Origin of the sequence: Pseudomonas sp. R3-56 (genome assembly GCF_051132075.1) — a bacterium.
Taxonomy (GTDB): Bacteria; Pseudomonadota; Gammaproteobacteria; order Pseudomonadales; family Pseudomonadaceae; genus Aquipseudomonas.
Window position 1 is genome coordinate 5,582,321 of the sequence record NZ_CP071657.1, and the last position, 20,618, is coordinate 5,602,938.

17 protein-coding genes are annotated in these 20,618 nt (G+C 62.8%); 6 read left to right on the forward strand and 11 right to left on the reverse strand.

The window, feature by feature from the left end:
• Nucleotides 1-137 precede the first annotated feature (137 nt).
• On the forward strand, nt 138-1,577 hold the full coding sequence (locus J3P96_RS25370) for a TolC family outer membrane protein (RefSeq protein ID WP_305497244.1): 1,440 nt from the start codon (nt 138-140) through the stop codon (nt 1,575-1,577).
• Nucleotides 1,578-1,736: 159 nt separating this feature from the next.
• On the opposite strand, the gene waaA is transcribed toward J3P96_RS25370, so the two are convergent.
• Both waaA and J3P96_RS25380 read right to left on the reverse strand, forming a co-directional pair.
• Nucleotides 1,737-3,011, reverse strand: a complete 1,275-nt coding sequence (waaA, locus tag J3P96_RS25375) for a lipid IV(A) 3-deoxy-D-manno-octulosonic acid transferase (protein WP_434653853.1) — start codon at nt 3,009-3,011, stop codon at nt 1,737-1,739.
• A gap of 22 nt (nt 3,012-3,033) precedes the next feature.
• On the reverse strand, nt 3,034-3,924 hold the full coding sequence (locus J3P96_RS25380) for a LysR family transcriptional regulator (protein WP_434653855.1): 891 nt from the start codon (nt 3,922-3,924) through the stop codon (nt 3,034-3,036).
• Nucleotides 3,925-4,027: 103 nt separating this feature from the next.
• Here J3P96_RS25380 and J3P96_RS25385 point away from each other — a divergent pair, with 103 nt between their 5' ends.
• The 4 genes from J3P96_RS25385 (at nt 4,028) to J3P96_RS25400 (ending at nt 7,561) form a co-directional block, all read left to right on the forward strand.
• Complete coding sequence (locus tag J3P96_RS25385) at nt 4,028-4,360, forward strand: DMT family transporter (protein ID WP_305497247.1); 333 nt, start codon at nt 4,028-4,030, stop codon at nt 4,358-4,360.
• A 217-nt stretch (nt 4,361-4,577) separates the two neighbouring features.
• Entirely contained in the window at nt 4,578-5,753 is a 1,176-nt protein-coding gene (locus J3P96_RS25390) for an NAD(P)/FAD-dependent oxidoreductase (RefSeq protein WP_305497248.1), read from the forward strand.
• Nucleotides 5,750-6,562, forward strand: a complete 813-nt coding sequence (locus J3P96_RS25395; protein WP_434653857.1) for an aldo/keto reductase — start codon at nt 5,750-5,752, stop codon at nt 6,560-6,562. Before J3P96_RS25390 ends, J3P96_RS25395 begins: the two co-directional genes overlap by 4 nt.
• A gap of 33 nt (nt 6,563-6,595) precedes the next feature.
• The gene (locus tag J3P96_RS25400) at nt 6,596-7,561 is read left to right on the forward strand and encodes a metal ABC transporter ATPase (protein ID WP_305497250.1); all 966 of its coding nucleotides are present in this window, start codon (nt 6,596-6,598) and stop codon (nt 7,559-7,561) included.
• 166 nt (nt 7,562-7,727) lie between these two features.
• Here J3P96_RS25400 and hldE read toward each other — a convergent pair whose 3' ends face one another.
• From hldE to J3P96_RS25430, 6 genes are all read right to left on the reverse strand, one after another.
• Nucleotides 7,728-9,149 (reverse strand): bifunctional D-glycero-beta-D-manno-heptose-7-phosphate kinase/D-glycero-beta-D-manno-heptose 1-phosphate adenylyltransferase HldE, encoded by a 1,422-nt coding sequence (gene hldE / locus J3P96_RS25405; protein WP_434570040.1) that lies wholly within the window; start codon nt 9,147-9,149, stop codon nt 7,728-7,730.
• A 115-nt stretch (nt 9,150-9,264) separates the two neighbouring features.
• Entirely contained in the window at nt 9,265-10,698 is a 1,434-nt protein-coding gene (locus J3P96_RS25410) for a PIG-L deacetylase family protein (protein ID WP_434653858.1), read from the reverse strand.
• Nucleotides 10,699-10,735: 37 nt separating this feature from the next.
• Nucleotides 10,736-11,632 carry a GNAT family N-acetyltransferase gene (locus J3P96_RS25415; protein ID WP_434631519.1) on the reverse strand — a complete coding sequence of 299 codons (897 nt, stop codon included), beginning with the start codon at nt 11,630-11,632 and terminating at the stop codon, nt 10,736-10,738.
• Nucleotides 11,632-13,422: a lipid A export permease/ATP-binding protein MsbA gene (msbA, locus tag J3P96_RS25420; protein ID WP_434602631.1), complete on the reverse strand. Its 1,791-nt coding sequence runs from the start codon at nt 13,420-13,422 to the stop codon at nt 11,632-11,634. Before msbA ends, J3P96_RS25415 begins: the two co-directional genes overlap by 1 nt.
• 73 nt (nt 13,423-13,495) lie before the next feature.
• On the reverse strand, nt 13,496-14,578 hold the full coding sequence (locus J3P96_RS25425) for an O-antigen ligase family protein (protein ID WP_434653860.1): 1,083 nt from the start codon (nt 14,576-14,578) through the stop codon (nt 13,496-13,498).
• 77 nt (nt 14,579-14,655) lie between these two features.
• The gene (locus J3P96_RS25430; protein WP_434653862.1) at nt 14,656-15,777 is read right to left on the reverse strand and encodes a capsular polysaccharide export protein, LipB/KpsS family; all 1,122 of its coding nucleotides are present in this window, start codon (nt 15,775-15,777) and stop codon (nt 14,656-14,658) included.
• A gap of 153 nt (nt 15,778-15,930) precedes the next feature.
• On the opposite strand from J3P96_RS25430, the gene J3P96_RS25435 reads away from it, so the two are divergent.
• Nucleotides 15,931-16,563 carry a toluene tolerance protein gene (locus J3P96_RS25435; RefSeq protein ID WP_434626404.1) on the forward strand — a complete coding sequence of 211 codons (633 nt, stop codon included), beginning with the start codon at nt 15,931-15,933 and terminating at the stop codon, nt 16,561-16,563.
• A gap of 16 nt (nt 16,564-16,579) precedes the next feature.
• Here the strand turns inward: J3P96_RS25435 and J3P96_RS25440 are convergent, their stop codons facing one another.
• From J3P96_RS25440 to J3P96_RS25450, 3 genes are read right to left on the reverse strand one after another with little or no spacing between them, the layout of a single operon-like run.
• Nucleotides 16,580-17,839 carry a capsule biosynthesis protein gene (locus J3P96_RS25440; protein ID WP_434653864.1) on the reverse strand — a complete coding sequence of 420 codons (1,260 nt, stop codon included), beginning with the start codon at nt 17,837-17,839 and terminating at the stop codon, nt 16,580-16,582.
• 23 nt (nt 17,840-17,862) lie between these two features.
• The gene (locus tag J3P96_RS25445; protein ID WP_434653866.1) at nt 17,863-18,768 is read right to left on the reverse strand and encodes a glycosyltransferase family 2 protein; all 906 of its coding nucleotides are present in this window, start codon (nt 18,766-18,768) and stop codon (nt 17,863-17,865) included.
• Nucleotides 18,761-20,509, reverse strand: coding sequence for a carbamoyltransferase family protein (locus J3P96_RS25450; protein WP_434653868.1), 1,749 nt, complete (start codon nt 20,507-20,509; stop codon nt 18,761-18,763). The genes J3P96_RS25445 and J3P96_RS25450 overlap by 8 nt, the downstream gene beginning before the upstream one ends.
• Nucleotides 20,510-20,618 lie beyond the last annotated feature (109 nt).

A 20,618-nucleotide genomic window follows, 5' to 3' on the forward strand; every position in this document is an offset into this window, starting at 1 on the left:
GCGCAGAACGCCATCGCCAGGGCAAAAGCCGTGATGAATGGCGCATATACAGGATTGTTGCCGTGCGTAGGCGCAACTACACTCGCTACGCCGCGCGCCTGTTATGCGCATTCAATCTTGAACGTAGGGATCGCCTCATGCTGCGCAAACTCTCACTGGCCCTTGCCGTGTCTTGTGCGACCAATGGAATGGCCTGGGCCGCCGAAGCCCCGTTATCCACCCGAACCGACCTGGTCAGCGTGTACCAGGAAGCGGTGGACAACAACGCCGACCTGGCCGCCGCCCGCGCCCAATACGGCGCCCAGAAAGAAGTGGTGCCCCAGGCCCGCGCCGGGCTGTTGCCCAATCTTTCGGCCGGAGCCGACCTGAACAATACCCGCACCGAGCTCGACCAGCCGGCGATGACCGCCACCCGCAGCTCGACGGTGTACCAGGCCACCTTGTCCCAGCCGATTTTCCGCGCCGACCGCTGGTTCCAGTTGCAGGCCGCCAAATCGGTCAACGAACAAGCGTCGCTGCAGTTGTCGGCCACCGAGCAGAACCTGATCCTGCAAAGCGCCGAAGCCTATTTCAATGTGCTGCGCAGCCAGGACAACCTGGCCTCGACCAAGGCCGAGGAAGCCGCGTTCAAGCGCCAGCTCGACCAGTCCAACGAACGCTTCGACGTCGGTCTTTCGGACAAGACCGACGTGCTGCAATCCCAGGCCAGCTACGATACCGCCCGGGCCAACCGGATCATCGCGCAGCGCCAGGTCGAAGATGCCTTTGAAGCGTTGATCACCCTGACCAACCGCCAATACAATGCGATCCAGGGCGTCGTCCACACCCTGCCGATCCTGCCGCCGGCGCCCAACGACGCCAAGGCCTGGGTCGACACCGCCGCCAGGCAGAACCTCAACCTGCTGGCCAGCAACTACGCCGTCACCGCCGCCGAAGACACCCTGCGCCAGCGCAAGGCCGGCCACGCGCCAACCCTCGACGCCATCGCGCAATACCGCAAAGGTGACAACGACGGCCTCGGCTTTACCAACCCGAACCCCACCGGCCAGCGCTACGGTGGCGACGCCGAGCAACGCACCATCGGCCTGCAATTGAGCATTCCGATCTACAGCGGCGGGCTGACCAGCTCCCAGGTGCGCGAGTCCTACTCGCAACTCACCCAGACCGAACAGCAGCGCGAAGGCCTGCGCCGCCAGGTGGTGGAGAACACCCGCAACCTGCATCGCGCGGTGAACACCGATGTGGAACAGGTCCAGGCCCGGCGCCAGTCGATCATTTCCAACCAGAGTGCGGTGGATGCCACGGAGATCGGCTATCAGGTGGGTACCCGCAACATCGTCGATGTGCTCGACGCCCAGCGCCAGCTGTACACTTCGGTGCGCGATTACAACAACGCCCGGTACGACTACATCCTCGACAATCTGCGCCTCAAACAGGCCGCCGGGACGTTGAGCCCGGAAGACCTGCAGGCCCTGTCACGCTACCTCAAGCCCGACTACAACCCGGACAAAGACTTCCTGCCGCCGGACCTGGCACAGGCGGCAGCAGAGCAGTTGCGCTCGCGGCCGGCGCAGTAGCACACCTGCAAGCAATCCCCCTGTGGCGAGGGAGCTTGCTCCCGCTGGCCTGCCAAGCAGGCCCAAGGCCAGTCACCGCGTTCCGCCAGCCAGAACGGTAGTGCCGATTTTACGACTGCTTCGCAGCCGAGCGGGAGCAAGCTCCCTCGCCACAAAAGCTCAATCGAGCAACCGCCCCAACCCGTCCAGCAATCGCTGCAACGCGCCCTGGTTGCTGCGCATCACCTTCAACCCCGCCTCGGCCATGCGCTGGGCATCACGGGGCAGTTCGAACAGGCGCTGTACCGCCAGGGCCAGGCTTTCGGCATCTTCGACTTCCTGCAACGCCCCGGCCGCCCGTAGTTGCGCGGCGATTTCAAGGAAGTTGAACAGGTGCGGCCCACTGAGGACCGGTTTTGCCAGCGCCGCCGGTTCAAGCAGATTGTGCCCGCCGTTGGGCACCAGGCTGCCGCCGACAAAAGCACTGTCGGCCAGCGCGTAGAGAAACAGCAGCTCGCCCATGGTGTCGCCCAGCAGTACTGACGTCTGCGCAGTAACCGGCTGAGCACTGGAACGCCGGACCGTGGCGAAACCTTCACGCTCACACAACTGCGCCACCGAATCGAAGCGTTCCGGATGCCGCGGCACCAGGATCAACAACGCATCGGGATAACTGGCGAGCAGCCGTTGGTGGGCTGCCAATACCACTTCATCCTCGCCGTCATGGGTGCTGGCGGCGATCCACACCGGGCGGTCCACGGCTTGCCATTGGCGGCGCAAGGCGCTGGCGGTTTCGAGCAGTTGCGGGTCGATGGTCAGGTCGAACTTGATCGAGCCCGTCACCTCGACGGTTCCGGCTCGGGCACCGAGTTGGCGAAACCGCTCGGCCTCGGCTTCGGTTTGCACGGCAAACAGGCTCATTTCGCCGAGCATTGGCCGGGTGAGACTGGGGAAGCGCGCATAACCGCGCGCCGAACGCTCCGACAGCCGGGCATTGGCCAACGCCACCGGGATACCGCGCCTGGCGCACTGATGGATGTGGTTGGGCCACAGCTCGGTTTCCATGATCACCGCCAGTTTCGGCCGGACCTGGTCGAGAAAACGCCTGGCCGCGCAAGGCAGGTCATAAGGCAGATAGCAGTGCTGGACGCGCGACTCCTCGGCGAATAACGCCTTGATCCGCTCCGAACCGGTGGGCGTCATGCACGTCACCGTGATCGGCAGCTGTGGATAACGTTGCAGCAAGGCGCGGATCATCGGCGCGGCGGCAATGCTCTCGCCCACCGACACCGCATGGACCCAGATGCCGCCCGGCACCAGCGTCGGCAAGCCCCACGCAAACCGCTCGCCGATGCGCCGGGCATACGCCGGCGCCTTGCGTGCCCGCAACCACAGCCGAATCGCCACCAGCGGCAGCCCCAGATAAAACAATGCGCTATAGAGAGTTCTGTTCATGGCGGCGGAGTTTATCGGTTTTTCAGCCAATCGCCTGCAACTGCACGGCAAAACGTTCCGCCAGCCAGCGCGCGGCCGGGCCCAGCGGTTCATCGCGACGCCAGACCAGCTCCACCACCAGGGCCGGCGGGGTCCATTCGCTGCTCAGCTCGACCATCTCTCCCAGATAGGCCGGGTATTGCACAACGTGGCGAGGGAGCCAGGCCCAGCCCAGGCCACTTCTGAGCCATTCGGCCAGCACATAGAAGCTGTCGGCGCGCCAGACCTGCGGGCTGGCCTGCTCGCTGCCGGGGTAGACGCTGGTCTGGGTCGCCATCAGCAACTGCCGGTGCCGGGCCATTTCCCGGCACGACACATAACCATGGTGCGCCAGTGAATGGCCCCGGCCACACACCGTGACCATCTCGACGCTGCCCAGCACCCGCCGCTCCAGCGCCTCTGGGATCTGATCGTGATAGAACAGCAAGCCGAGATCGGCGCGACGCTCCACCAGTTTGCGCGCCACGTCGCCCTGGGCGGCGCTGGCCAGTTGCACTTCGAGCGTTGGAAACTGCTCGGCCAGCGCCACCAGGCTGTCGATTACCGGTTGATAGGGCATGGCTTCATCCTGGGCCAGGCGCAGCGAAGCCTCCTGCCCGCGCATCAAGGCCAGGGCTCGACCGTTGAGCCGCTCGCATTGGCGCAACACTTCCCGCGCCTCTTCCAGCAGCGTCTCGCCCGCATCGGTGAGCCGGGGCTGGCGGCCGCTGCTGCGCTCGAACAGGTTCACGCCAAGGTCGGCTTCGAGCAGGGCAATCGCGTTGCTGATGGCCGATTGCGCCTTGCGCTGGTCCCTAGCCACGGCGGAAAACGAGCGTTTCTCGGCCACACCGACAAACAGCCGCAACTGCTCCAGATTCCATTGAACATTCATGGCGCAACCTATCTCCATAACAGATAGGTAATGACTTTACCGCATCTGCTCGTTCTCTAGAATGTCCCCATCGAAACACGCAACCGCCAATGAGGATCTGCCCATGAACGCCTACTACTACCTGGCCATCGCCATCTGCGCTGAAGTGATCGCCACCGTTTCGATGAAAGCGGTCAAAGGCTTGAGCACACCGCTGCCCCTGCTGCTGGTCGTCGCCGGTTACGGCATTGCGTTCTGGATGCTGACGCTGGTGGTGCGCACCGTACCGGTAGGCGTGGCCTACGCGGTCTGGGCCGGGATGGGCATCGTCATGGTCAGCGTGGCGGCGCTATTCATCTACGGCCAGAAACTCGACGTACCGGCGATGCTGGGGATGGCGTTGATCGTGCTGGGGGTGGTGGTGATTCAGTTGTTTTCCAAAACCGCCGGGCACTGAAACACATCGTTTATGGACCGGAATGCATCGTGGCGAGGGAGCTTGCTCCCGCTGGATCGCGCAGCGGTCCCAAGCCTTCAGGGCCGCTACGCAGCCCAGCGGGAGCAAGCTTCCTCGCCACAAAAGCCCTTCGCAACTCGTCACCTTGACCATCAGCAAATTCCACCCGCACCGAGTCTGTATACTGCGCCCTCGTCTTGAACACTGAGGTCGCTGCATGCCATCCGTTATTTCCACCGACATCCTGATTGTCGGCGCCGGAGTCGCCGGCCTCTGGCTGAACGCGCGCTTGCGCCGCCAGGGGTTTTCAACCGTGCTGGTGGAAAGCGCCAGCCTCGGTGGCGGGCAGAGTGTCAAATCCCAGGGCATCATCCATGGGGGCGCCAAATACGCGCTGCACGGAGCCCTGACCGGCGCCTCGGAAGCCATCGCCGACATGCCGCGCCGCTGGCGCGAAGCCCTGAAGGGCGACGGTGAGTTGGATCTATCCGGCGTACGCATGTTGTCCGACGCTCATTACCTCTGGTCTCCCGGCACCCTGGCCGGCAACCTGACCAGTTTCTTCGCCAGCAAGGCCGTGCGCGGTCGCGTCGACCAGGTCAAGGGCGAGCAACTGCCGCCGGCCCTGCAGGACAAGCGCTTCAAGGGCAAGGTCTACCGCCTCGCCGAGCTGGTGGTGGACGTTCCCAGCCTGATTGCCCGCCTGGCGGACCTGGCCGGCGACAGCCTGCTGGCCGGACAGCGCATCGAACCCTTGCACGAACAGGGCGAGCTGGTCGGGCTGAAGGTCGACGACCGCGAGATCCGCGCCCAACGCATTGTCCTCAGTGCTGGCGGAGGTACTGCCGACTTGCTCAAGGCCCTTGGCCTGGATCAGCCGGCCATGCAGACCCGGCCGCTGCACATGGTGCTGGTCAAGGGGCCGAGCCTCAAGCCATTGTATGCGCACTGCCTGGGCGGCGGACCGAAGCCACGCGTCACCGTGACCACCCACCCGGCAGCCGACGGCCAGTGGGTCTGGTACCTGGGTGGCGACCTCGCCGAGGGCGATGCCGTCGCTCGCGAACCCGCCGCGCAGATTGCCGTCGCCCAGAAAGAAATCAGCCAGTTGCTGCCGTGGATCGACCTCAGTACGGCGCAATGGGCCACGCTGCGGGTCGCGCGCGCCGAACCGCTGCAATCGGGCCTGACCCGTCCGGACAATGCTTTTGTCGCCGAGCAAGGACGCCTGCTGGTGGGTTGGCCGACCAAGCTGGCACTGGCCCCGGATTTTTCCGACCGGGTCATCACCGCGCTGCAACGCGACGGCATCCAGCCCAGCCACCCCGCGCCGCTGCCGGCCCTGCCGAAACCGCCCATGGGCGTCCCCGCCTGGGAGCAATTGTTGCCATGAGCCTACCGACCCTGCACGACCTGCATCGCCCGCTGGGCCATAACGGCCCGCTGGTTTCTCCCCTGGGCCTGGGCACGGTCAAGCTTGGCCGCGACCAGGGCGTCAAGTACCCCAACGGTTTTCGCATCCCGGATGACAGCGAAGCGCGCATGCTACTCAAGCTGGCCCGCGAGCTGGGCATCAACCTGATCGACACCGCACCGGCTTATGGGCACAGCGAAGAACGCCTCGGCCCACTGCTGCGCGGCCAGCGTCACGACTGGGTGATCGTCAGCAAGGTCGGTGAGGAGTTCAGCGATGGCCAGTCGCGCCACGACTTCAGCGCCGCCCATACGCGGTTTTCGGTGGAGCGCAGTCTCAAACGCCTGGAAACCGAGTATATCGACCTGGTACTGGTGCACTCGGACGGCAACGACCTGGCGATCCTCAACGACAGCGAGGTCTACCCGACCCTGGCGGCCCTCAAGCGCGAGGGCAAGATCGGTGGCTTCGGTTTCTCCGGCAAGACCGTCGACGGTGGCTTGAAAGCTCTGGAGCAAGGTGATTGTGCGATGGTCACCTACAATCTGAACGAACGAAGCGAAAAGGCGGTCATTGACTACGCAAGCGAGCACGGCAAGGCGATCCTGGTAAAAAAAGCCCTGGCCAGCGGTCACGTCTGCCTGAGCCCCGGCGAAGACCCGGTTCGCACCAGCTTCGAACTGTTGTTTGAGCATCCCGGGGTTGCCAGTGCTATTGTCGGCACCATCAATCCGCTGCACCTCGCCCATAACGTCGCGACCGTAGCCAAGGTCCTGCGTAAAAACTGACGCCGCCTACGCGGTCTTAAGCAAGGAGCCGACATGCCGCGTACGCTCATCAGAAAAAACCCGAGCAACTTCAAGACCCTGCCCCTCGCTGTCGAAGCAACGCCCGAAGGCCTGACATACCAGAGCGTGGGCATGCCGCTGAATTTTGCCCAGACTTTGCAGCGGCGCCGCCCCGTGACAGTCGACGATGCCGAGCGTTTTTCCGTGGAGCTGGCGAACCTGGGCGTCTCGGTGCGCCTGACGCTGCATTGGCAGAACCGCGATTATTGGGTGCTCGTGCGTCAACGCCGCCAGGATCGCGGCGATGTAGTGCTCAAGCTGATTTCCGGCTACGTCCCGGCCCATGAACTGAACCTGCCACTGCTCACCGCGATCAACGAAATAGCCGAAGAATGCCTGCTGGAAACCCCTGAAGGCTGGCTCGGCGGACGTTTCAACGACACGTGGTTGCCGGCGCCCTATTCAAGCGCCCTGCATTACCGTGAGGCCTTGCCGTTTCGGCTGGCCCCGCTATCGGGCTCGGCTCGCCCGGTGCGCTGCGCCAACCTGCAACTGATCGAACGCCCAAGGGCCTACGTCCATTTGCCCACGGCATCGCTGCAGTTGATCTACGATTTGCGCCTGGATGTACCCAAGGAAGCCAAGTCCCTGAGCCTGTTCCATGTCGATGAACGCCTGGAGGGCGACCAACTGGTCGCGCGCCTGGACCGCAAGCGGCCCGATCTCTACCTGATGCCGCTGCAGGACGGGCAACCCTTGCCCGAGCTGTATACGTTGAAGAAGGACCAGTTATACCCGGCCAGTACCCGAGGCTTGTATCTGGCGGAGAGCTTCGCCCGGCAGGACGGCTGGCTGGTGCGCGAGGAGCGGATTCGCTGGAAGGACTGGCTGCGCCAGCAAGGGCTGACGCCGCCAGGAAAAGAATCCGGGCTGACCCGATTGAAGGGCAAGGCCCGGCAGTTGCTCAAGAAGATCGTGCCACGCAAGGTGGTGCGTTAGTCAAGGCAGCGCTAACAATGGTCGATTGCAGGACCTGTGGCGAGGGGATTTATCCCCGCTCGGTTGCGCAGCAACCGCAAAAAAACGGGGCCGCTTCGCAGCCCAGCGGGGATAAATCCCCTCGCCACAAGAGCCCTCGCTCACAAGTGCGTTAGCTTGAGCCAGCTCAGTTATTGCGGATCTTCTCCACAATCGCCGTCGTCGAGCTGTTCTCCACCAGCCCCAGCACCTTCACGGTGCCGCCATAAGCCGCGACGATATCGGCGCCGACGACCTGGTCGATGCCATAGTCACCGCCCTTGACCAACACGTCCGGCTTGACCTGACGCAGCAGGTTTTCCGGCGTGCCTTCACTGAAGCTGATCACCCAGTCCACCGCGCCAAGGCCGGCCAGCACGGCCATGCGGCGGTCAACGCTGTTGATCGGCCGGCCCGGCCCTTTGAGACGACTCACGGAGGCATCGTCGTTAACCGCGACGATCAGGCGATCGCCTTGGGCCCTGGCCTGTTCGAGGTACGTCACATGGCCGGCATGGAGGATGTCAAAGCAACCGTTGGTGAACACGATTGTTTCGTTGTGCGCGCGGGCGTCGTCGACGGCCAGCAGCAACTGCTCCAGCCCGAGCACGCCACGCTCGGAACCCTCCTCACGCTGGATGGCGCGACGCAGCTCCGGAGCGCTGATGGCCGCCGTACCCAGTTTGCCAACCACGATACCCGCCGCGAGGTTCGCCAGGGCCACCGCATGAGGCAGTTCCTCGCCAGCGGCGATGGCCGCCGCCAGTGTGGAAATCACCGTATCGCCGGCACCCGTCACGTCGAATACCTCACGGGCACGGGCCGGCAGGTGCAGCGCCGGATGATCGGGACGCAACAAGGTCATGCCATGTTCGCCCCGGGTGACCAGCAGCGCACCGAGCTCCAGGTCGTGCATCAGCTGTGCGCCTTTGCTCACCAGCTCGTGCTCGTCGGCGCAGCCACCGACGATGGTCTCGAATTCGCTGAGGTTCGGGGTGATCAGGCTCGCGCCACGGTAGATGGAAAAATCCTTGCCCTTGGGGTCGGCCAACACCGGAATACCCCGGGCACGAGCCGCCTGGATCAGCGTCTGGTGATTTTTCAAGGCGCCCTTGCCGTAGTCCGACAACACCAGCACCTTGATGCCTTCGAGCAGTTGATCGACCTCGGCGCCAAGGGCCAGGGGATCGGTGGCAAACGGTTCTTCGAAGTCGATCCGCAACAGTTGTTGATGGCGGCTGATGACCCGCAACTTGACGATCGTCGGCTGGTGCGCAATGCGCTGGAATATCGCCCGCACGCCCGCGCCCTTGAGGCTGTTGGCCAGGCTGTCGGCGGCTTCGTCGTCGCCGGTCACGCCGACCAGGGACGCCGGTGCGCCGAGCGCGGCAATGTTCAGGGCGACGTTGGCGGCGCCACCGGGCCGATCCTCGATATGCTCGACCCTGACCACCGGCACCGGTGCCTCGGGGGAAATCCGTGATGTACCGCCATGCCAATAGCGGTCGAGCATGACATCGCCGACCACCAATACAGGGGCTTGATCGAATCGCGGCATGGACAACTTCATGGAGCATCCCACATACAAAATGAACAGGGGCGCGATATTAGCACAGGGTTGGGGAAGGCTCGTCCATGGCGGTTATCGGATGAGCTGCACGGGCTGGCCGAGGCACCCCGACGGTTCAAGGTCGACGGGCCTGGTCGTCCTCCGGCGGCGTCCCATTCAGCTGCCGGACCCAGAAAAGCTCGTGGCGCCGAACCGCCTTGCGGAAAAATTCGTCTTCTCCGGTGCTGGGCCAGCGGCGCCCGGCCAGCAGTCGCTGGATGATACGGCGCAGCCGTCGCTTGAATGGAGGTCGGCCCTGCAAGTCATGCTGCATGCCCAGGGCCATGGCCTTGTCCATGCGGGTGGAAGCGTCCAGCGACGGGCTCCACAGCCCATCGGCCGGCAACGGTTCGATGGCCGGCGGCAGCGCAATGCCATGGCCCGCCGGGCCCATCGGCCAGCGGTCGTTGTCGTGCAGGTGATTGGCATAGAGCAGCAATGTCTGTGGCCGCCAGGTGCTGAGTTCGATCGCCTCCATCAGCGCCCGGGTACTGGCGACATGATCGCTGTGGGGGTCCAGCTCGGGGTGCGGCGTCAGCACCACCTCGGGCCGGTGATGTTCGAGCAGCCGCGCAAGGTCGGCCACCAGGTTGCGCCACGTCGGCAGGCCATCCGCGTCACCCGGCAGGTTCAAGGCATTGAACCGCCGGGCTTCGCGGATATCGCTCTCGGCCGACTCCCGCGAGCCAAAGCCCTGGTCCGGCGACTTGGCCATGGCCGCCAATTGCAGGCAGTAGTAACCCAGTTGCACGCACTGCTGTTGCGCCACGCCCCCCCACAATGGCACGGCCAAGCTGTCCCAACTGCGCAGGCGACCCTTGAGACGAGCGGCCTCGGCGGGATCCAGGCCCATGTCGCGATAACGCTCGGCCTCGATCTCACCCTGGGTCAGCGTAACGATCGCAACCTCGCTGGCACGGCTGTACAGCCCGAACGCCGCGAGTTCGGCGTCATCGGCATGGGGCGCGACGATCAGCAGGCGCTGCCGGGCGAAATCCGGGTTGCTCAGTACATGCAACGTTGCCCCTGGAGCCAGGCTGCAAAAACGTCCGCGCAAGGCCAGGGTTCCGGCCGTCAGCGCCGGCCCTTGCCCGGACAGATTGAGGAAGCGCTCGCCACAGACGCCCCGTTCAAAATCCTGGCGATCCTCACCGATCCACACCTGTGGGTCGAGGAAGCGCCCCAGCCAATGACTTTTTATCCGCACCTGCAGGATCAGCGTCTGCCGGGCATCGAACTGACCCGTGACGTGCAGGCGTCCGCCGCTCAGCGTGACGGGAAATTGCGGGGTATCTGGCGGAAAGTCATAGCGATAATCATCGCTCGGAGCATAGAACAGATGGTCGGAGAACCACGCTTCATGAGCCACCCAGCCCAACAGGAGAAACACCGGCAACGACCACCACGAGACCGTGAAGCCGAGCACCAGCGCCGCCAGCAGCGCGCCGGCCAGAACCAGGCGCTTGCGTTGACGGTGGCGTTTGAGCAGTTGCTGCTTGCGTGCACTCACGGTGCTGTTCCCTCGTTCATCAGCTGCGTGTCCTGGCTCAAACCTGGTAGACCGGAACCCGGTTGCACCAGCGATCCTTGTATTCGCGATCGGCGCGGCCGAACGAGTAGCGTAACGGTTTGCCCGCTGCCCGGGCGTGCTCCCATTGTGCCTGGGTGTTGACGAAGCTGAGTACGCTGCCCGGGCTGAAATCGCGGCTCTGCGGGTCAACTCCGCCATTGATATATTCCAGGCTGAACCAGCCGGGCGCCTCGACCCGATACAGAATCTGGATCGCCACCGGTTCGTCATTCAAATAGATCAGCGAGCCGGTCATGAATTCGCGCATCAGGCTGAACACCTCGGCCAGATGGGTCTTGCCGGGGGCTTCGAAATTCCAGCGACGCTGGAACAGGTCGGCATACACCGCAGCCTGCTCGCCGGGGCTCAGGTCGAGCATTGGCCGGATACTGCCACCGGCGTCTTCCAGCAGGCGCTGCTCGCGGCGCTGGTTGTAGCGAAACTTCTTGCTGTAGTCCTCGGGCTCACGCGCCAGCGCCAGGCCTTCGGGTTGTTCGGCGAGGCCGATGATGTGCGGGGCGTTCAGCTCGGACACATACCGCATGCGGTGCCGCAGGCGAACCTGGGCGCCTTGGCTGACGGGCAGGATGACCTCGGCATTGCCGAGGTCGAGCATGCCACGCTTGCCTTCACGCTTGAGCACATCCTTGGACAGCGCCACATGCCGGCCCCAGGTAGGCATGGCGGCACACAACTGGCCGTCAACGAGCCAGCCCAGGTAGCGCACCGGAATGCCCACCAGTCCGGCCAGGCGCTCGACCACATCAGGGTGTGTCGCCACGCTGCCACCGAATTGATGCCAGGCTTGGGCGTAAGCCACTGCGTCTATGGGGGTCCAACCGTTCTCGCGCCAGGCCCGCCAGTAACTCAGGATCAAACGAAGGTCTCCTTCGCCACCTCGTCGGTAGCCTCGACGAAGTCCTTCTCGTGCAAGCGTGCGTAGAAGCCATTCAGCGCCAGCAACTCGGCGTGGGTACCGCGCTCGACGATGCGGCCCTTGTCCATCAGCAGGATGAGGTCGGCTTTCTCGATCGTCGATAACCGGTGGGCGATGACCAACGTGGTGCGCCCTTTCATCACCTGGTCGAGGGCTGCCTGGATGTGCCGCTCGGACTCGGTGTCCAGCGCCGAGGTGGCTTCATCGAGGATCAGCAGCGGAGCGTTCTTGAGCAACGCCCGGGCAATCGCCAGGCGCTGGCGCTGGCCGCCGGATAGCAGCACGCCGTTCTCGCCCACCAGGGTGTCGTAACCCTGGGGCATCTGCTCGATGAACTCGGCCGCGTAGGCATCTTCGGCAGCCCTGCGGACGTCTTCGAACGGTGCGCCGGCAAGATCGCCATAGGCGATGTTGTTGGTGACACTGTCGTTGAACAGCGTGACCTGCTGGTTCACCAGGGCAATGTGCCGACGCAGATTGGTCAACCGGTACTGCTCGACATCCACGCCGTCGAGCAATATCTGGCCCTTGTCGTGGTGATAGAACCGTGGGATGAGGTTGGCAAGGGTCGACTTGCCGCTGCCCGAGCGCCCTACGAGGGCGATCATCTGGCCCTCTTCGGCGGTGAAGGAGATATCGTCGAGCACCAGCTTTTCCGTACCCGGGTATTGGAAGCTCAGGTTGCGCACTTCCAGGCGACCGTTGACCCGGACCATTTCCTGGGTGCCGGTATCGATTTCGGGCTCTTCGTCGAGCTGCTCGAAAATGCTTTCCGCCGCGGCCAGTCCTTTCTGGATCGTGGCGCTGACTTCCGACAACTGGCGGATAGGCTTGGGTAGCAGACCGGCGGCGGTGATGTAGGCGACCAGTTCCCCTGCCGACGCATCGCCACGCAGGTAAAGCACCAGGTACATCAACACGGCCATGCCGATATAGATCACCAGTTGCAGCATCGGCGTGTAGATCGACTGGGTCCGCGTCATGCCCAGGCTGCGGTTCATGTTGTCGGCGCTGGCCTTGTGAAACCGCTCGATTTCGTAGTGTTCGCCGCCGAAGCTGCGTACCACGCGGTAGCCCTGGATGGTTTCCGACGCCACGTGGGTCACATCGCCCATCGCCACCTGGATCTTCTTGCTCTGCTTACGGAATTTCTTGCTGGCGCTACTCACCAGCACGGCAATGACCGGCAGGATCGCCAGCAATACCAGGGTCATTTTCCAGTTGCTGTAAAGCAGGTAGCCGAACAGGAACACCACGGTCAGGCCTTCCCGGATGACAACCTTGATGGCATCGGTGGCGGCGCCGGTGACCATGGTCACGTTGTAAGTGATACGGGAAATCAGGTGGCCGGAGTTATGGTTGTCGAAATAACGGTTGGGCAAGGTCAGCAGGTTGTCGAACAGCGCGCAACGCAAGTCATGGACGACGCCCCGGGCGACCTTGGCCAGATAGTAGTTGCCCAGGAACGAACCGATCCCCTGGTAAACCGCGATCAGCACGATCAGCAGCGGCACCCCGAGCACCAGCGAGACCCCCATGAAGCGGGTGTCATTGGGCTTTTGCAGCGCGTCGAGAAAATGCTTGAGCATGTCCGCCAGCATCGGCTGGCTGGATGCAAACAACACGAAGCCAACGATACTGACGGCGAAAGCGCCCCAATACGGGAGAACGTATTTCAGCAATCGCAAGTAAATCTTCATGCTCGATTGCTGGTCGGAATTGGCCATTCGGTGCGCCTCGCACGTTTGAAAAGACAGACAAGCTGCGGATTGTAACAGCGAACCAATTACATCGGTTCAGTCAGGAGGAAGTCCCTGCAGCGCGACCTCGGGCAGCCAGCACGATGCTCAACGCAATGGGCAGCCAGATGACCAACCAGTCCGCATTGGGTTTGAGCCACAAGCCAATGCCGTCGGTCATCAAGGAAACCGATGCGAAGACCCAGAGCGCCAACAACACCTGGCCCAGCGGTTGCGCGCGGCACATCCAGCCTCTCCAGCCTGCGACCAGCCACAGCCCGCCAAACAGCAGCAGGCCAGGCACGCCAAGGCGCACACCGGTATCCAGGAACAGATTGTGCGGATGCTTGAAAGCCTGGCCAATTTCAGGGACGGGAATCAGGTAGGAATGGAACCCCACGCCCATCGTCCCGTGATCGAGCATCAATTGGATACCGCCCCGCCACAGCTGGGGACGATAAGACAGGCCCCGCTGCAGAAGGATTTCCGGCTCGAATGCAGCAACCAGGGCCACCCCCGCCACGACCAGGGCTACCAGCGCGCCGCCCAGGCGCGAAGGTCGCGCCATGGCCATCACCAGCAGACAGGCGCCCAGCCCGATCCACACCCCACGGGTCTGGTTGGAACCCAGAAATAACAGGTAGCCCAGCGCCGCGATCATCAGCAGCGCCATCAAAGCCGGTTTCAGATGCGTGGATCGCCAGGTGAAAACGCCCATGATCGCCAGGCTCCCCACCGCATGGGCAGCCATGATCGGCGTGTTCCACAGGCCGATGGCAATCAACCGGTCGCTCAAAGGCCGGGCACTGAGCCCGTAGAAATACACCCAGGACGCGGCTGCGAATAATCCGCCGAGAATCGACGCCCCCAGCACCATGGACTCCAGCCGCCAGTGGCGATTCTGCGCAGCCAGCAGCACGCCTGCCAGGGTCAGCGTCACGTAGAGAACCACCTTGCTCTTGCCCAAGGCGTTATCGCCGCCCTCGACCATCAGCACCACCAGTGTCCAGACCACTAACATGGCGAAGAGTGCGCACTCGGGTTGCTTGAGCATCGAGCGAAAATCCCGATGCAGCAATCCCAACAAGGCGGGCAACCACAACAGGAAAATCAGCAATTGGTGGTACAGCTTGTTGCTGGGCAACACCCATGCTCCACACAACAGCACAAGGAAGCCGATGGATGCCCATATCCTCAGATTGTCTCTACCGACCAGCCGCCTCAGGCAGATGGGCATTGGTCTTTACCCAACAGCCTGTCGGCGACCCGTTGCAACTGACCCTGATCGGCATTCTTCCAGCCACCCTTGATGCAATAGCACTCGGAAAGGTAATGGAAGAAGTTGCGTCGCAAACGCTCATCAAGCGGCCATTGCGGGAATGCACGAGCCAATGATACGACCTGATCGGCATCGTCGGCGTGCATCACCAGCCCCTCGATATTAAAAAACGCCTGGCCCAGGGTCAGCACCGGCTTGCCCAACAACAAGCTCTCCAGGCCCACGGTCGAATTGATCGTGATCACGAACTGACTGGCCTCGATCAACTGCTGCGTGGCATTGCCGTTGGCGAAGAGCAGGCGCTCATGGGTCCGTTCGTGCAGCTCGGGGTACGTCTCGCGGCTGGACGGGTGCTCCTTGAACACCACCGTCAGGCCCGTCTCCTCGGCGAGTCGCTCGCCCAAGGCAAACATCTCGCGCATGTTCCTGATCCAGGGCGAGAATAGCCGGACCTGGCTGTCACGATCGTCCTGGAACGGAATGAACACGAATTGCGCCGGCAGCTCGATCGGCGCCGGGCCGGCGCTGCGTGGCGCACGTGGAATCAGCACCGGTGCAGCCTGGTTTTCCGGCACCGGATACGGGTAGTCGAGGTAGAAACCGGCATCGCGAGGAACCGCGTTCAGGTAGTTCACGCCGCGCGGGTCCACGGTGGTGGTGTCGGGCAACAGGCCGTTCTCGAAAAAGAACGTCTTGCAGCCACTCGGTGCCAGCGCCGTGAGCAACCGGCAATAACGATGGGAACCGTTCCAGAACGCCAACGCATCGGGGCGTTCCCGATCAAGCAAGGCCTGGGCGCGCAGGGCCATCCAGAGAAGTTCGAGGCGCAGCAACAGGCGATACAGCGCGCCATTGTTCTTGTTCTTGACCCGACGTTCCGCGCACTTTTCCTCGATCAGACTCGGCCAATCGATGCGCGAAACAACCTTGGAGATCCGTCGGAACCCGGGCCAAGGCATTTGTTGAGGAGAAACGACTTTACCCTGCAGCTCGGTTTCGTTGAGCAAGCGGTTGAAATAAAGGCCTTGGTGCTTGGCCAGGGAAATGAACAGCGTTTTTGTCATGGAATGTCCAGAAAGACGGCGCCAGGCAGGCCCGCAAACAGGGCGAACACCCTGGGAAAATTGACGCGACTATACCACAGCGGTTTTTGCCGCCTGCACACTGCGCTAACATACCCGGCTGCCCCTCCCAGCGGGCTAAGCCTTGGAGCCTTGATGCAAACGCTCGACCCTACTGTTTACCTCAGCCTGCGCGAAGGTGCCGATGTCCTTGAGGCCGATCGCCAAGGGGATAAGGTGCTGCGCCTGGCCGATGGCTCGATGCTCAAGCTGTTTCGCCGCAAACGCCTGCTGACCTCCGCGCTCTGGTCACCGTATGCCAAGCGCTTTGCCGACAACTGCCAGACCTTGCAGGCGCGCGGCATCGAATGCCCGCGCATTCGCCAGGTCTACCGCATTCCCGCCATCGAGCGTGATGCCGTGCATTACGACCCGCTGCCCGGCAGCACCCTTCGTCAATTGCTCGGCGCGGACACCTCTATCGACCTTCGGTCACGACTGGGTGAGTTCATCGCTCGCCTGCATCAGAACGGCATCTATTTTCGCTCCGCGCACCTGGGCAACGTGGTGCTGACGCCTGAAAACACCCTGGGACTGATCGATGTCGCCGACCTGAAGGCCTATCGCAAGCCGCTACGCAAAGGGCTGCGCCTGCGCAATTTCAAACACATGTTGCGCTATCGACAGGACCGCGAATGGCTGCTCCAGGACAACCAGTTCCTGGAGCATTATCTCAGTCATCAGAAGGTGTGCAACGAGCGGGAGCTGAAGCTCGCGCTCGGCATTTGAGCGGCAGGCTGCGACGTCAGCCGACGGCAGGCAGCCTGAAGGTTTCGAAATTTTCTGCTGGGTCTCTGCCGCACAGCAAGTCATCGACCAGCTCGACGGTTTTTGCCAACCCTCTGGAGCCGTGCACCAGATGGTAGTCGGCGAAGCCCCGAGCCTTGGCCACGCACTGCGGATAGTCCTGCTCAAGCGCGTGCAGCTGCTGGGAAAACGCCTGTTCATCGCGCACTTGCGGCCCGAAGAACAACGCGTGGGAAAAGATATCCACATCGCGGCCGGCATTCACATGAATTACCGGACGCCCCGCCAGCCCTGCCTCGATGCCGGCGTTGGACATGATATTGATGACCGCGCTGGCCTGGGCGAGCGCCTGTGCCAGCGAGCACTCCACATCCAGCAACTCGATGTTGGCGAACCGCGTCGCCGCGTCGCGCCAGAACTGCGCCTTGCTGCGCGGATGGCGCTTGAACAGCACGCGATAATCCGGGTTGCGCCCGGCCCAATCGCGCAGCAACTGGTAAGTGTCCTGGTAACCGGCTTCTTTCTCCCGATCAGGCCCTACCCCCAGCACCAGCAGCGTTTTGATAGTTGGATCAGCGACGGGCAGGTCATAGGTTTCGTCGGCGAGGTAGGAACCGACCAGCACCACCGTCGACTCACCGAACCGCAACGTCCGCTTTTGCAGTGCTTCCAGCGAACTGCGGCCGAAGACGCCGTAATAATCGTAGTCGTTCATTCCCAGCCGGCGGGACGACTCCAGTGTCGTGGCATGCGCCAGGTGCAGCAGGCGGGCACCCCGTGCAGCCAGCGCCAGGCGCAGGAACGGCGCGTGGAGACTGCCATTGCGCTCGTTGATCAGTACTTTGGGTTGATAGGTCATCACCAGCCATTGGGCGTGGGCGGCATAGACCAGGTAACGCAGCGGCACGGACTGTGGCGGCGGTGCCAGCAAGCGCTGGGCACAGGCATCGGCGGGAGCACGCAGCGCAGCTTCCGTCAGTTGATGACCGCGCTTGCGCAGGGCATCGATCAGGATGTTCTTACGCTGCAGCGCCATGGACTTGGGCGCTGAATGCAGCAGCAGCACTTCGCAAGGTACCGCGTCGGTCGAATGCTTCAAGCACGCCTTGGCGCGCAAACCAATCGCTACATCCACCACCACGTCACGAACCAGGCGCAACAGGCTGCCCAGGCGACCGTGGCGCTCGCGCAGCAGTTTCCAGCGGTAGCGGTCCAGTTCACGAGCCTTTCGAGCCCAGCTTCCGTCGGCCTGGAACATGCTGTCGTCAGACCTTGCGGCGTTCACTTGAACAACAACCGGATAGCCTTGCGCGTGTAGGACCAGCGCGTGATCGAGCGAACATCGGTACGCACGGCCTGGGCATAAAAAGCCTTGGCATTGGCATAGTCACCGGCGCTGTAGCAATCGCGGAACAACGACAGGCAACGCTGGGCCATGAAGGCTTTGCGCAAATCTTGCAACGACTGCGGCATGCGCGCCGGGGAAAACACCTCGTCGACCATGCCCACGCCCGCCGCCAGGCTTTGCCTGAGGTCATGCCGCATGCTGTCGCCATGCTTGTAGATCAGCGCCAGCGGCTGATCCAGCACGGTGCATGGAAAGCGCGCCAGTACCTGGGCAAACACCGGAATGTCTTCGACGTTACGCAGATGCTCGGGATAGTTACCCGGCCCGAACACCTCGCGGTGCATGGCACAGGCGCCGTTGGACAGGGTCACCGTCTTGTCCAGCAGGTAGCCCCGGACGCGCCCACGCGGCGTGGCCGGCAGCGGCTTTACCGCATGCTGAACGCGACGCCCGTCAGGAAACACCGACCAGTGGCCGCCGATGACCAGGCGAGTTTCGGGATGACTGGCAACATGCCGGGTCACGGCGGCAAGCGCGCCCGGCGCCATCTCATCATCGGCATCCAGGAAGATCAGGTATTGCCCCCGAGCCTCCTCGATTCCGCGATTGCGTACCGACGACAAACCACCATTGGGTTTGCGCAGGGCCCGGAAGAGCCCGGCATGTTCGGCCTGCAATTGCTCCAGGACCTGCGGCGTTGCATCAGTGGAACCATCGTCGATCACCAACAGCTCGGCCTGGGCTTCGCCCAACTGCGCGATGACCGAGTTCACCGCCCGCGGCAAGGTCTCGGCGTAGTTGTAGGCCGGGATGACGACACTGATCAGCACCTCAGTCATAAGCGTCCACACCGTCCTTGACGACCAGAATGTCTTCCATGATCAGGTACTGCAGGTCAGAGCCGAAGAACATGTTCAGCGCGTCGGTCGGCGAGCAGATCATCGGCTCGCCACGACGGTTGAGCGAAGTGTTCAGCGACACGCCATTGCCGGTCAGGACTTCCAGCGCCTTCATCATGTCGTAGTAGCGCGGGTTGTATTCACGCTTGAGCACCTGGGCCCGGGAAGTGCCGTCTTCGTGAACCACTTCCGGCACGCGGTTCTTCCATTCCTCGGCCACTTCGAAGGTAAAGGTCATGAATGGCGCCGGGTGATCGACCTTGATCATCTGTGGGGCAACAGTGTCGAGCATCGACGGGCAGAAAGGCCTCCAGCGCTCGCGGAACTTGATCTGCTCGTTGATGCGGTCGGCCACACCACTGGCGCTTGGGCAACCGATGATCGAACGACCGCCCAAGGCACGCGGACCGAACTCCATGCGCCCCTGGAACCAGGCCACCGGGTTGCCGTCGACCATGATCCTGGCGATGCGCTCGGGGGTGTTGTCGATCTTGCGCCATACCGGCTTGCTCGGATGGCGGGCGCACGCTGCGATCACGTCTTCGTTGCTGTAGGCCGGGCCGAGGTAGACGTGCTCCATCTTTTCCACCGGCACGCCACGGGAATGGGACACATAAGCCGCCGCGCCTACCGCAGTGCCGGCGTCGCCGGAGGCCGGCTGCACGAACAGTTCCTTGACGTCGTCACGGGCGATGATTTTCTGGTTGAGCTTGACGTTCAGTGCGCAGCCGCCGGCGAAGGCCAGCTTGCCGGTTTCCTTGAGCACGTCGCCCAGGTAGTGGTCGATCATCTGCAGCGCGAGCTTCTCGAACAGCGCCTGCATGCTGGCGGCGTAATGAATGTACGGCTCGTCGGCGATGTCGCCTTCACGCTTCGGACCGAGCCATTCGATCAGCTTTGGCGAGAAGTAGAAGCCCTTGCCTTTCTCTTTATAGCGACGCAGGCCGATCACGTTGGCGTAGTCGGTGTTGATCACCAGCTCGCCGTTTTCGAACGAGGCCAGGCGCGAGAAATCGTACTTGCTGGCATCGCCATACGGCGCCATGCCCATGACCTTGAATTCGCCGTCGAGCATTTCAAAGCCGAGGAACTCGGTGATCGCGCCATACAGACCACCCAGGGAGTCCGGATCGTAGAATTCCTTGATCTTGTGGATCTTGCCGTTTTCGCCGTAGCCGAAGAACGTCGTGGCGTATTCACCCTTGCCATCGATACCCAGGATCGCGGTTTTTTCCTGGAAACCCGAGCAGTGGTAGGCGCTGGAGGCATGAGCCAGGTGGTGCTCGACCGGTTCGATCTTGATTTTCTTCGGATCGAAGCCCAGTTGCTCCAGGCACCAGACGATCTTGCGGCGATAACGCTTGTAGCGACGGTTGCCCATCAGGATCGCATCGAGGGCGCGATCCGGGGCGTACCAGTAACGCTTGGCGTAGTGCCAGCGCGCTTCGCCGAACAGGCTGATCGGGGCGAACGGGATCGCCACCACATCAACATCGGACGGCTTGATGCCGGCCTGCTCCAGGCAGAACTTCGCCGACTCGTAGGGCATGCGGTTCTTTGCATGTTTATCGCGTACGAAGCGCTCTTCCTCGGCCGCCGCGATCAGCTTGCCGTCAATGTACAGCGCTGCGGAAGGATCATGGCTAAGGGCGCCGGACAGGCCAAGAATCGTCAATGCCACAGGGGTCTAGCCTCTTATGTCTGCATACGGGCGACAAGCGCCGCGAAGAATTGATGCGCCGCGCGCCAAGGGCGCTGGGCAGCTAAAGGGCGGGATTATAGCTTAAAAG

Bases quoted from the DNA above. Each gene is read 5' to 3' on its own strand.
- J3P96_RS25370 (WP_305497244.1), top strand. From the start codon at position 138: ATGCTGCGCAAACTCTCACTGGCCCTTGCCGTGTCTTGTGCGACCAAT.
- waaA (WP_434653853.1), bottom strand. From the start codon at position 3,011: ATGAACAGAACTCTCTATAGCGCATTGTTTTATCTGGGGCTGCCGCTG.
- J3P96_RS25380 (WP_434653855.1), bottom strand. From the start codon at position 3,924: ATGAATGTTCAATGGAATCTGGAGCAGTTGCGGCTGTTTGTCGGTGTG.
- J3P96_RS25385 (WP_305497247.1), top strand. From the start codon at position 4,028: ATGAACGCCTACTACTACCTGGCCATCGCCATCTGCGCTGAAGTGATC.
- J3P96_RS25390 (WP_305497248.1), top strand. From the start codon at position 4,578: ATGCCATCCGTTATTTCCACCGACATCCTGATTGTCGGCGCCGGAGTC.
- J3P96_RS25395 (WP_434653857.1), top strand. From the start codon at position 5,750: ATGAGCCTACCGACCCTGCACGACCTGCATCGCCCGCTGGGCCATAAC.
- J3P96_RS25400 (WP_305497250.1), top strand. From the start codon at position 6,596: ATGCCGCGTACGCTCATCAGAAAAAACCCGAGCAACTTCAAGACCCTG.
- hldE (WP_434570040.1), bottom strand. From the start codon at position 9,149: ATGAAGTTGTCCATGCCGCGATTCGATCAAGCCCCTGTATTGGTGGTC.
- msbA (WP_434602631.1), bottom strand. From the start codon at position 13,422: ATGGCCAATTCCGACCAGCAATCGAGCATGAAGATTTACTTGCGATTG.
- J3P96_RS25430 (WP_434653862.1), bottom strand. From the start codon at position 15,777: ATGACAAAAACGCTGTTCATTTCCCTGGCCAAGCACCAAGGCCTTTAT.
- J3P96_RS25435 (WP_434626404.1), top strand. From the start codon at position 15,931: ATGCAAACGCTCGACCCTACTGTTTACCTCAGCCTGCGCGAAGGTGCC.
- J3P96_RS25440 (WP_434653864.1), bottom strand. From the start codon at position 17,839: ATGTTCCAGGCCGACGGAAGCTGGGCTCGAAAGGCTCGTGAACTGGAC.
- J3P96_RS25445 (WP_434653866.1), bottom strand. From the start codon at position 18,768: ATGACTGAGGTGCTGATCAGTGTCGTCATCCCGGCCTACAACTACGCC.